This is a genomic window from Paenibacillus sp. B01 (assembly GCF_009649995.1).
GTDB classification, from domain to species: Bacteria; Bacillota; Bacilli; order Paenibacillales; family Paenibacillaceae; genus Paenibacillus_O; species Paenibacillus_O pasadenensis.
Genome location: NZ_CP045802.1, coordinates 2,274,682 through 2,286,993 on the forward strand (window position 1 = coordinate 2,274,682; position 12,312 = coordinate 2,286,993).

At 53.0% G+C, this 12,312-nt stretch carries 6 protein-coding genes and 1 pseudogene; 6 read left to right on the top strand and 1 reads right to left on the bottom strand.

What is annotated here, in order from left to right; all coding sequences use genetic code 11:
• The first annotated feature begins 70 nt into the window (after positions 1-70).
• The 4 genes from GE073_RS09710 to GE073_RS09725 are packed head-to-tail and all read left to right on the top strand — an operon-like array spanning position 71 to position 5,814.
• Complete coding sequence (locus GE073_RS09710; RefSeq protein WP_049867105.1) at positions 71-1,183, top strand: copper amine oxidase N-terminal domain-containing protein; 1,113 nt, start codon at positions 71-73, stop codon at positions 1,181-1,183.
• Positions 1,184-5,014, top strand: coding sequence for a DUF5704 domain-containing protein (locus tag GE073_RS09715; protein ID WP_228551405.1), 3,831 nt, complete (start codon positions 1,184-1,186; stop codon positions 5,012-5,014).
• 30 nt (positions 5,015-5,044) lie between these two features.
• On the top strand, positions 5,045-5,533 hold the full coding sequence (locus tag GE073_RS09720; RefSeq protein ID WP_049867106.1) for a hypothetical protein: 489 nt from the start codon (positions 5,045-5,047) through the stop codon (positions 5,531-5,533).
• 14 nt (positions 5,534-5,547) lie between these two features.
• Complete coding sequence (locus GE073_RS09725) at positions 5,548-5,814, top strand: helix-turn-helix domain-containing protein (protein ID WP_084781212.1); 267 nt, start codon at positions 5,548-5,550, stop codon at positions 5,812-5,814.
• 337 nt (positions 5,815-6,151) lie between these two features.
• Here the strand turns inward: GE073_RS09725 and GE073_RS25420 are convergent, their stop codons facing one another.
• Positions 6,152-6,388 carry a hypothetical protein gene (locus GE073_RS25420; protein ID WP_228551407.1) on the bottom strand — a complete coding sequence of 79 codons (237 nt, stop codon included), beginning with the start codon at positions 6,386-6,388 and terminating at the stop codon, positions 6,152-6,154.
• Between the two features lie 352 nt (positions 6,389-6,740).
• Here GE073_RS25420 and GE073_RS25425 point away from each other — a divergent pair, with 352 nt between their 5' ends.
• Both GE073_RS25425 and GE073_RS25945 read left to right on the top strand, forming a co-directional pair.
• Positions 6,741-7,016 (top strand): TnpV protein, encoded by a 276-nt coding sequence (locus GE073_RS25425; RefSeq protein WP_232317042.1) that lies wholly within the window; start codon positions 6,741-6,743, stop codon positions 7,014-7,016.
• Positions 7,017-8,230: 1,214 nt separating this feature from the next.
• A pseudogene (locus GE073_RS25945) lies at positions 8,231-12,211 on the top strand (N-6 DNA methylase); the annotation flags it as partial.
• Between the last annotated feature and the right edge of the window lie 101 nt (positions 12,212-12,312).

Genomic DNA, 12,312 nt, shown 5'->3' on the forward strand with positions numbered 1-12,312 from the left:
AATCGGCACTATGATGTAGGCAACAGCAAGTTTTTCCAGTTCCGCACAATTTCTTTAGGGAGTGAGGCATTTGAAAAGAAGGTTAGTATCCCTCCTCATTGTGACACTTTTCGGAAGTATATTCAGTTTGACGGCAAGCGCAGCCAGTAAACCGCCAACCTTTGTCAGCGTCGTCATGGACGGCAAAAAAATCTGGTTTCCCGACGCGCAGGCGTTTATTGATGAGAACGGGCGAACGCTCGTCCCGGTACGTTTTGTCGCCGAATCGCTCGGAGCGAAAGTCGGCTGGGAATCGAAAACACAGACGGTTCCGATTACGAGAGACGATCAATCTATCGTTCTGACGATTGACCAAAATGTTGTGCAGGTAGATGGCAAAGCGGTCACTTTGGATACGAAAGCCATCCTGAGCGGCGGTCGAACGTTTGTGCCGCTCCGTTTCGTCAGCGAGGTGTTAGGTGCGAAGGTGGATTGGGACAATCCGACAGACACCGTGTTTATCAAGACCAGCGAAGATAGCGCGGGGCAGATCGACCAATGGGGGCGCTTGATTCGCACGACCGACTTACCGAAGAATGCGAGCGATTATCCATACATTCTTGCGGACGTTCCGAACGAAATGTACGAGATGGGCTATCCATTTTCGCATCCAACAGACAGCAAAGTTTCATCCGTCCTCTACTCGACGAAGCCGGAATTCAACAAGAAGAACGTGGATATTTGGATGGGAAGACTGAAAGCATTCGGTGCGCTTTGGCTGAATGTAAATTACAACACGATTGATGACGCTTGGGCGCAGGCGGTTTTTGCTACCAAAATGCAAAACTCTGATGCCGAACTGAAACATATTCGCCGCTACGCAGAATGGGTCAAAGAGAACCAAATCCAGATGGAAGGCTATCTTGATCCCGAGCCATCCATGATTTATAAAGATGGGTTTGGCAACAACTTTGTGCGATCCAAGTTCAGGATTAAATTCGTCTCGTACAAGGCAAGCAATGACTTGCTTTACGATGAGTGGTTCCCGAATAAACAAACGTTTGAGAAAGGTGTTTGGTACGAAGGCTACGCCGATATTTCTCTATCCACTAATGTAGGCGGCGATTGGGGAAGTACGTTGAAGGTCGATCCGAATGCAAGTTTGTTCCGCAATCATATCATTAGAAAGGCGGACTCGAACTAGATGCGCAAACATAAATTCATACGAATCACGTTGAGCATGCTGCTGGCATGCTCTTTTTTATTGTCGTGCTTTCCGTTTCTTATGAATGCTGCGACACCGGCTGTCCGGGTAGATGAGGGTAAGATCAAATTTGAAATCACTAGCACAGCAGCAACCTCGTCCATCCGCTACAGAACGGTAGGTTGGACGGTGCGTCGTGACCAACTCTGCACGAATACATCATCCAAACAGTGTAGTGATCCACGTAACGGCAGTCACGCATCATTTGTCAATCAACAGGTGCGTCAAGTCGCGCAAAATCCGAACCCCCCAATTCCCGGAGAGCCGGTCACGACCTACTACGAAGTCAGTGAAGATTTAGTAACGGACGGCATGTGGCAAGCAGGCATGGGAGACATCAAGGACAACGACGACCTGTACTTGTACGCAATTATGGTATCCGTCGATGGCAATGGAAACGTGCGCAAAGGACCATTTTACACGTTAGAAGGAATCAAGAACGCTGAACCTTGGGCGCACCCGGATGATCTCGATGATTACTTTGGGATTCACGTCCCCTATCGCAGCGCGAATTTTCCTGTCGATGTCGTTGCGAAAACCGTGAGAGGAACGATCCTCAATCAGCCTGAGGTCACGTTCCATAAGGGCGACTACAAAGTCGGCGAGACGATCAACCACGAGTTTCCTGCGACGATTGAGGATAACGGGAAAACGTACAGTATTGTCCGCTCCTACCTATCGCCGAAGAAGGACCTAACGCAGAAAAGCTGGTTGCAGGAAAATCCGGATACGAATCCGAAGGTGAGAACGCGAAGCTTCACGGTTGCGCTTGGCGGAACGGAAGCGATTGCCGAATACGCTGAAAATAACCCGGTAAAGGCGATCTATCAAAAGGAAGATGGTACGAAACTCAAGGAAGTCGACAAAGGCGTCTACGAGACTGGAGAGGAAGTGAACTATACGTTTGATCCGCAGCTCACATCTGGCGGCCAGACATATGAAATTGTTCGCACTTATATCACAAACAACAAGAAGCCGGATGAGAAGCTATTCATACAAGAAAAAGGCGACGCGAAGCTGCTCGAACGCTCCATCTTGGTTGGCTCTGGCGGCTCCAACTTCGTCGGCATCTATAAAATTCCTTCCCCGATTACCGTGACCTCTCGTATTGACGCGCCAGATCACGTCGATGCTTCCGTCACCTCTGTGGATGGAAATTTTGTATTTGAAGCGAAGTCACCCGTGCCGCTCAAAACGTATGAGATCACAAAAATAGAGAACGCAACATTCGTTACGCCTAGCGATAAGTCCGGCTCACTCAGCGGGCTGACGGCAAGTAAATCGCTGCCGATCAAAATTCCATTCACATCCGGCTCCAGTATTACCGTCAAAATCACGGTCGTCGTGAAAGATGCTAATGGTAACAGCGGAGATTCCACCTCGGATCACACCGTACGCAAAGGCGACAATGGCGGCGATACCTCGTCACCCGGCACGAGCCAGCAAGCCGAGGCGATGGATGCCACGGCATCGGCGATCATCAAGGCGGATTCGCGCGGCGCAGAACGCTTTGACGTTTTGAAGGGCATTCCGACCTCAGAAAGCCTTTATGTTAACGCGAGCGCCAAAGCGTATTTGTATCGCAACACATTCACGGAAGTGAAAGGCTCGAAATCTTACCCGATTACAGTCAGCCGCACGTATACGCTGAGTTGGACGGAATATGTTCCCGGCCCGCCGGATAGCGAAGGCCATTCGACCACGGTTCCGGTATCCCGATCCGACACGCAAACCGTCACCCAAAGCTACAACGTGGAGCGAAAGTACAGCTATTGGCTGGTAGACCGTTTGGAAGTGTATGGCTTACAGAAGGTGACAGTCGTCAATTACGCGCTTCCCTCCGGTTCGGTGACGCTTCAAGCAAACGGGTATTCCACACCGTCTGTTTCCGCCACCCATGATGTAGCCGCTACGTCCCATATTACGGACCCGGTGTATCGCAACGTTGTGCTTTCCGGACAAACGGTTTACGGCGGCTCCAGTAGACCTTCGGTTCCAAGCGAGAACTGGAAGTCTGAGGCTGAAAATGCAGTCGGTAAAATCAAGGTCAAAAACGATACGGTCGTCTTTAACGGACAAACGATCATGGATAATCGGACGGTTGAGGAAACGGCTCCCGCTCCGGGGGCGATTCCCGCATCTCCCATGATCGGGCAGGACGTTTTATATGGTTCGGGCTTTGTCATTGATCCGACTAAAACGAACAAGGCGAGCCAGCCAAGCACGGGCACGATTTATTATACGCTGGTCAAGGGCATCGGCGGCGGATCGAACCAAAGCTTCCCGATCAATGACATCAATCCGGTGACGGTGCATACCCCCGTCGTCAATCTGGCATCAGTAGCCAACGATCAGGCGCACAATCAGAAAACGGTGCCGACAGCCGATCGTTCGGCGCTTATTCTGGATCGTCCCTTTACCGTGACGATTCCTACCAGCGGGCCGCACCGGGACATTACCGGCTACGGCAATCGGGACTATGCCAAATATGTGCGAGACAAGCAGGTAAGGTTCCCATTCGATGTATACAAGGCTGACCACGCAACGTTGATTCCGAAGGACACCTGGACTTCGATTCCTGTCGGCCAGCTTACAACCACTTTTTACATGCCCGTTTGGGTAGATGAGGGAAATTATGATGTACTATTCCGCACGTTTGCCGAAAACAGTCCGGCTTCATTCACATCACAAAGTAATGCCAATTTGGACTTAACTAATCATGTGGCGACACAAGTTGTGGCGGTTGAGGTTATTGGCCGTCTGTTCGACTTCCGAATTACCGATGTTGCCGACTACCAGTGGGAAAAGGTGTTCAGAACGGCGGCAGGCAGTGCGACGCCGACCGGAAATAGCTATTGGGTTGGTACAAAAGGGATCGACGGCGCGGCGCGCGGCAATACGGCCCCTTACGTGCTGCCGATTCGGCCCGGCAGTCACCCGGAGAGCGGAAAGAAAAATGTTGTCGTAAAAACAGGCTATCACTTCAAATTTGAGGTCAAAACGCTCGGCAACATGTTCAGCGCGGGCGACGGGATTAAAATCACGCCTACCTTTTACTTCGTTGACAAGCAGGGCAAAAACCGACAACAGGTGGACTTGTACTATCATTCGGGAACCAAGCGGTTTATTCGGATCGGCTCCACGGAAGACACCGAGCAGCGGCTGGTGACGCTGGATACCCGTCTGCGCAATGTGTCGCAGCAGGAGTTAACCAATACTGCCAGTTCACTTTGGAGGGTGAATGGTTCTTCCGGCAGTCAGACATCGTATGTACAGCAGTATTTGAGGGAAGCGGCGCAAAAGCGGATTTACGTCGGTGGCTACGACGGCATGCTGCTTCCTTCGCAGCTCCGGACGTTTATCGGCAGTATGCAGGTGCCGTCCGGCATTGATACTGCACGAGCTAATGCCTCGGTGCAGCGCTGGTTTGGCGAGTATAGCCTTCCCGCTGCTCCCTATGCAGTGCCAGCAGGCATGAATCTGGCCGAGTACGGACGTACCCACCGGCTGGACGACAATGCGCCGATCTTCCTGCGTGACGGCTATTTTGTAGTCAATTTTAACATCGAAACCATTCGCAATAAGGACATCGCTCACCCGCATTTGCAGTATAAAAATGCGCCGCTGGACAACCAGTGGCATATGGAAGGTTTTCAGCGCAGTTTTGTCGATCCTTACGGGGGGATGTTCTTATTGCTAGACGGGGATGTTGTGTTTTATCACGCCGACTTGTCCAGCTACGACGATTTTGGTACGGGCGGCACCCATTAAAAACAGCATACCGTTTGGGAGGAAAAGAGCATGATTGAGAAGCTGAAGATTGCCACATCTGAGGATGAGGCTTATTTTTATTCCGCCTCCATCGAGAAGGATACGGAGCGCGGTTGTATTGGGCATGTGCGCGGTGATTTCGGCAAAGATGGGGAGGCATTCTGGGCGACTTGGTTCGAACATATCTCTTCGTTGAAAACTCCTGATTTTCGGGAGGAGCTTGGAGCGGTCATTCAAGCGTTGACGGAACAGGGGCTGCTTCAAAACCGCAGTGGCATGCACGATTTTTGTATAAAACATCCAGAGGCCCGTCTACCAAGCGCGCGGCACAGCGATGTCTATGGCTTTTGTTTACAGACGGCAAAGCATCGTTACTATCTGCGATGCTTTCCGCGTGCCGGCGACTATAACTTTTATTTATATTGCTTCACTCGGCCGGAGCGAATAATTGAATTGTCGTCGCCCCTCCATTCCCCTTCATCGGCACCACTAAAGCAGAAGTCTGAACTGGAACGATAGGAGGATGCACTTCTATGAATGATCTTGCCCGTTACCGGTTGCTGACCGGAGCATCTATTCCCCCTGCAGCGAAGCTGCTGTACAGCTATTTGCTGGATCGTGCAGGCGGGCGAAACGGCGCGGTACTGCTTTCGTCCAGGCGACTTGCATCAGAGGTGGGTCTTTCCACTTCTGCTGTGCGTCGCAACCTGCATCGGCTTCAGCAAAATGGACTTATTCGGCTCACGCCAAGATATTCCGAGGAAGGCATTCGTCTGACGAACCAAATTACCTTCGTATGAGGAGGTGCGACCTTTGACAGCCAAGTTGCAGCGAATGTCCGAGCTTGCCGCCAGTACGGCCCATGCGGTTTCGGATCACCCCGAGCGCTGGGCCGATTTTCTGCGAACGGCAGCCTGGAACTACAAGTATCCGTTTCAAGATCAACTTTTGATTTACGCGCAGCGCCCCGATGCTACGGCCTGTGCTTCAATTGAAATCTGGAACAAGCGGTTGAACCGTTGGGTAAAGCGCGGCGCAAAAGGCATCGCGCTGATCGAGGATCGGGGCAGTCATCTGGGGCTGCGTCATGTCTTCGATGTGTCGGACACGCAGAGCCGCAGCCGACAACCCATCTCCCTATGGCGCATGGAGGAGCCGGATACGGAAGCCGTCATCGAAACGCTGGAAAATGCATTTGGCAGTGAACGAGAGCCTGGTATGGAGTTGGTTGACACGCTGTTGTCTGCTGCCCGAGACGCGGTGGAGGATCACAGCGCCGATTACGTGCGGATGCTGCTGGCCGAACGCGATAACAGCCTGCTGGAAGAACTGGATGAGCCGCATGTGGAACTGTTGTTCAGGGAAGCCGCTCAACACGCGGTCACCTTTATGGCGCTGACACGCTGCGGTCTGGAACCCTCCCGTTACATCAGCGTTGACGATCTGTCCGGTGTCGGCTATTTCAATACGCTCCCTGCGCTGTCACATTTGGGCGCGGCGATCAGCGACGTAGCTGAAACGATGCTGCGCGAGATTGAATCCACCGTTCGGGCGATGCGCCGCGATGAGCAGCGAAAAAAAGAGCGACAGGCGAGTCGTACCGTTGCAAGGCCAGAATCCTTGCCGCAAAATGAAGCTAAATTACGCGAAAGGATGATTGAGCATGGAACTGACCTACACGCCGAGCGGGGATTACCTGCTGCCCGACCTGACGCTGACCGAACCGATGAGCATCGGGAAATATGGGATGTTGCACAAGACGTTTCTCAAGGAGCAGCGGAAGGGAACCTACGCGCACCTGATGCTGTCGGAGCAACTGACCCGGCATCTGGCGGACATCGACCGGACAGCACGGGAGCAGATCAACCTGACGATGCAGGAACTGACTCGGCAGCACCCGGCCCCGGACAAGGCGACCGACCCGATGGGCTGGACGAGTCACATGAACAGCTTGAAGCAGCAAGCGGAGGAACTGATTCTCACGGAGCTGATTTATCACTAAAATGGTACGACCGGGAAACGGAGGACAGAAGTCTTCCGTTTTTTCATGACCAAGCGATCATCAACGATATGCTTCGCGCCGCGCCGCTTTCCGAGAGCAAGGCGGCTATCGAAGCCTTTTTTGATGTGAATAAGGAAGATCGGGAACGGACGCTGTATATACGCAGTCTGTTCCCTCCGGGAATCACGGAGTTAACGCTAGATGATGACATAAAGGCCGGTTTTGAGCCGTACCGCAACGTACTGCATCTTTGGACGGGATCGGCGGAGCAGCGGACGGCGCAGAGCTTTTACGATTGGTCGGTGATTGCCGGGCATTTCGCCAGCATGATGATCCTTAACGAGTTTGATCCTGTTCGTACATCGGTGCCTTCTATTCAGCAGCAGACATTATGGATGAAGCAAGCGGAGGACGAAAAAGCCTCCGCTTTTTCACTTCCTCAAGCGGCCATCGACGCTGTTCTGCAAGGTGGAAGTGGTTTTGAGAGCGGAAAGCATCGCATCGCGCTATTTTTCCAACAGTCGTTATCGGCGCAGGAAAACGCTGATTTTCTGAAACGGGAATATGGCACTGGCGGGCGCCTCCCTGCTCTGATCGGCACCGATATTCATGAAAATCACGATAGTAAGGGAATTACGGTGACACGAGGTTCTATTATGAACCCGGACGTTAAAGTAGTGTTGCCATGGATCAAGGTGCAAAAGCGAATCGGCGAGCTGCTGGCAGCGGGCCGTTATCTAAACCGCCAGGAAGAAGAACGATTGCCTGCCTATGCCGAGCAGCAGGAGGAGAAGCGCAGGCAGCGCGCGGCGGAAAAGACGGAACACAATCTGCCGCTTTCGGAAGTGCAGCCGGATGAGTCGCAGCAAATACCCAACCGGGCTCGGGCGCACTATGCGTATACTGAGGGCAGCAAAGTATTTATCGGTGCGGATGAATACGAAATTGCGCAGATGGAGCCGCGAAAGGTTGTACTGCAGGACGTTCAATTTCCGTTATTCATGCAGGAAATGAATCGCCGGGATTTCGAGCGCATGCTGCGCGAGAATCCGCTGAACGATCATCTGATTTCCGGCCAGCAGGAATCGGATTCGGAACACGCGGAATGGGATACGGAACTGGTGGACGAACCGGAGCAAGCGGCACATGATGAAGGTGAGGGATTGACTCCCTCTCCTCCTTCCGCTGCCCCCAAGCTTCGGCATGAATTGGCTCCGGTCAGCAACTACCGAATCATGGACAACGAATTGGGACATGGCGGCGCGAAAACCAAGTACAAGTGGAATGTGGAAGCGATTCGGCTGCTCGGGAAACTGGAGAAGGATAACCGTCAGGCGACAGCGGACGAACAGGCTGTGCTTGCCCGTTATGTGGGCTGGGGCGGGATTCCGCAAGCGTTTGATGATGGGAATCCGCAATGGGGACCCGAATATGCGGAGCTGCGAGATTTGCTGGACCCGGAGGAATATGCATCCGCCCGCGCCTCCACGCTAAATGCGCACTACACCTCTCCAACCGTCATCAAGGCGATGTACGATTGCCTGGAGAGAATGGGCCTTCGTAGCGGTAATATTTTGGAGCCGTCTTGCGGCATCGGCAATTTTTTCGGTCTATTGCCGGAGTCATTTCAGGACGCTCGGTTGTTTGGCGTTGAGCTGGACAGCATCACCGGGCGCATCGCGCGGCAGCTTTACCCGCAAGTATCGATTGCTGTCAGCGGCTACGAGCAGACCAGCTTGCCGGACAGCTTTTTTGACCTCGCGATTGGTAACGTCCCGTTCGGCAGCTACGGCGTGGCCGACAAAAAATACGATAAGCACAAGTTTCTGATTCACGACTATTTCTTTGCGAAGACGCTGGATAAGGTTCGTCCGGGCGGCATCATCGCCTTTATTACCTCCAAAGGAACGATGGACAAACATAACCCAACCGTCCGTAAATACATCGCGGAACGGGCCGCGCTGCTTGGCGCGGTGCGTCTGCCTAATAATGCGTTCCTGGCGAATGCCGGAACCGAAGTGACCGCCGACATTTTGTTTTTGCAAAAACGGGACCGTATGATGGCCGTCAGCGAGCACACCGAGGAATGGCTTTCGCTCGGCGTTACGGCAGAGGATGTACCGGTGAATAGCTACTTTGCGGCCCGCCCCGAAATGGTTCTTGGTACGATGGCCTACGATGATCGGATGTATGGCAATCAACAGGAAACGACCTGTCGTCCCTACCCGGACGCTCCTTTGGACGAGCTGCTGCGTGAGGCGCTAGCGAACATCCATGCGGAGTGGGTTGACTTGGAACGGGAGGAACAGCCGGAGGAGGAGGAAGTCTCCCTCCCTGCTGACCCGTCTGTCCGCAATTTCAGCTTTGCGCTGGTGGACGGTCACATCTACTTTCGGGAAAACAGCCGCATGCGGCGCGTGGACACTTCCGCGACGGCAGCAGGCCGCATCAAAGGGATGATTCAGCTACGGGATACCGTGCGCGAGTTGATCGAGTATCAAACCGAAGACTACAGCGATGAGATGATTCGGGAGCAGCAGCGCAAGCTGAATGCGCAGTATGACCGGTTTACAACGCATTACGGCCTGATAAACAGCCGCGCCAACAGTCTTGCTTTTTCGGATGATAGTTCTTACTTCTTGCTCTGTTCGCTTGAAATCGTAGACGAAGAAGGACGGCTGCTGCGCAAGGCGGATATGTTCACCAAACGCACCATCCGGCAACGCACCAACGTGGAACAGGTGGATACGGCTTCGGAGGCGCTTGCCGTTTCTATCGGCGCTAAAGCCCGTGTCGATCTACCGTATATGGCGGAATTAACCGGCTTGACGGAAGAGCAACTAATGGAGGAACTACGCGGCGTCATCTTTCCCAATCCCGAAAATCGGGATGAAACCGATCAACCGATCTTTGAAACGGCAGATGCGTATTTATCCGGCAACGTGCGGGAGAAGCTGCGTATGGCCAGACAATTTGCGGCCTATGATGCTGAACGTTACAGCGAAAACGTCAAAGCGCTTGAAGCGGTGCAGCCGAAAGACCTGGATGCCTCTGAAATTGATGTCCGCTTGGGGGCAATCTGGCTGCCGCCGGAAGACGTTCGGCAATTCCTGTTTGAACTTGTGGACACGCCGCCGATGTACCAGACCTACATTAACGTGATGTATTCCGAATATACGGCTGCCTGGAACGTTAAAGGCAAAAGCGATGACCGCAGTAACAATATTAAGGCAAACGTTACTTACGGCACAAACCGCGTCAATGCGTACAAGATTCTTGAAGATACACTGAATTTGCGGGACGTGCGCATATTTGACACTGTGTATGAAGATGGCGTGGAAAAGCGCGTCCTGAACAAGCAGGAAACGGCCATCGCTCAGCAAAAGCAGGAGATGATGAAAGAAGCGTTCCGCGACTGGATATGGCGAGATCCGCAGCGGCGTGAACGGCTGACAAGGCTGTACAATGACAGGTTCAACGCCATTCGTCCTCGTGAATACGATGGCAGTCATATTCGATTCACTGGGATGAACCCGGAAATCCGGCTGCGCCAGCATCAGATCAATGCGGTTGCAAGGGCGTTGTATGGCGGCAACTCCCTTTTCGCGCATTGTGTCGGTGCGGGCAAAACGTTCGCGATGACCGCCGCGGCTATGGAAAGCAAGCATTTGGGGCTGTGCAACAAGAGCATGCTGGTTGTACCCAATCACCTGACCGAACAGTGGGCGGCGGAGTTTTTGCAGCTTTATCCGTCGGCGAATATTCTGGTGGCGACCAAAAAGGACTTTGAAACGAAAAACCGCAAAACATTTTGCGCGCGGATTGCCACCGGAGATTATGATGCGATCATCATCGGCCATTCGCAGTTTGAAAAAATTCCGATTTCAACGGAGCGTCAGCGCCAGCAACTGTATGAGCAAATCTCGGAAATTACAAGCGGTATCCGGGAACTCAAGGAAGCCAAAGGCGAGCGGTATGCAATCAAGCAGCTTGAAAAAACGAAAAAGACGCTGCAAATCAAGCTGGAAAAGCTGAACGACACCAGCAGAAAGGATGATGTCGTTACCTTCGAGGAATTGGGCGTAGACCGTCTTTTCGTAGACGAAGCCGATTCGTACAAGAACTTGTTTCTTTATACGAAAATGCGCAATGTGGCCGGACTGTCGCAAACCGAAGCGCAAAAGTCGTCGGACATGTTTGCCAAATGCCGCTATCTGGACGAGTTGACCGAAGGCCGGGGCATCATTTTTGCGACGGGTACGCCGATCTCCAACTCCATCACCGAGATGTACACGATGCAGCGCTACTTGCAATACGAGCGGCTCAAGCGGCAAGGCTTGCAGCATTTCGATGCGTGGGCATCCACATTCGGCGAAACCGTCACAGCGATAGAGCTTGCACCGGAGGGAACGGGCTATCGGGCGAAAACCCGGTTTGCTCGTTTTTACAATTTGCCGGAGCTGATGAACGTCTTTAAGGAAGTGGCAGACATTCAGACGGCGGACATGCTCCGGCTTCCGGTTCCAAAAGCCCACTTCCACAATGTTGCTGTGCCGCCAAGCGAGTTCCAACGCGACATGGTCACCGATCTCGCCCGCCGCGCCGAACGGGTGCGAGCGAAGCAAGTGGAGCCGCACGAGGACAATATGTTGACGATCACCAATGACGGACGCAAATTGGCGCTCGATCAGCGGCTGGCCAATCCGATGCTCCCCGACGACGAAGGAAGCAAGGTCAGCGCTTGCGCGGACAACGTCTACCAGCATTGGACGGACAGTCTGAAAGAGCGGCTCACGCAACTGGTGTTCTGCGATCTATCTATTCCGAAACAGGATGGCACTTTCAGCGTGTACGACGAGCTGCGGCGTAAACTGATGGATAAGGGCATACCGCCTGAAGAAATTGCCTATATTCATGACGCTAATACGGAAGTTAAGAAGAAAGAACTATTCGCCAAAGTACGCAGTGGGCAGGTTCGGGTCCTGCTCGGATCGACATTCAAAATGGGGGCGGGTACGAACGTGCAAACGAAGCTGATTGCCCTTCACGACCTTGATTGCCCTTGGCGTCCGCGCGATGTCGGACGTGCTTTGCGGACAATGAAAATGTGGGAACACGTTCCTGGTCTCTTAGGTAACTACAGAACCGCTCAGATAGTCGAAAGCGGTAATGAAGGAAGGATAAGTGTCTCGTAGAGACCGAAATGAGGGTGTGATGCGTTTCTGGCGTGTACACCATCGTCAACAGCTGGTGGACGCACCTTCCGAGCACACTCATATAGCCCCTCTCGGGCCAC

Bases quoted from the DNA above. Each gene is read 5' to 3' on its own strand.
- GE073_RS09715 (WP_228551405.1), top strand. From the start codon at position 1,184: ATGCGCAAACATAAATTCATACGAATCACGTTGAGCATGCTGCTGGCA.
- GE073_RS09720 (WP_049867106.1), top strand. From the start codon at position 5,045: ATGATTGAGAAGCTGAAGATTGCCACATCTGAGGATGAGGCTTATTTT.
- GE073_RS09725 (WP_084781212.1), top strand. From the start codon at position 5,548: ATGAATGATCTTGCCCGTTACCGGTTGCTGACCGGAGCATCTATTCCC.
- GE073_RS25425 (WP_232317042.1), top strand. From the start codon at position 6,741: ATGAGCATCGGGAAATATGGGATGTTGCACAAGACGTTTCTCAAGGAG.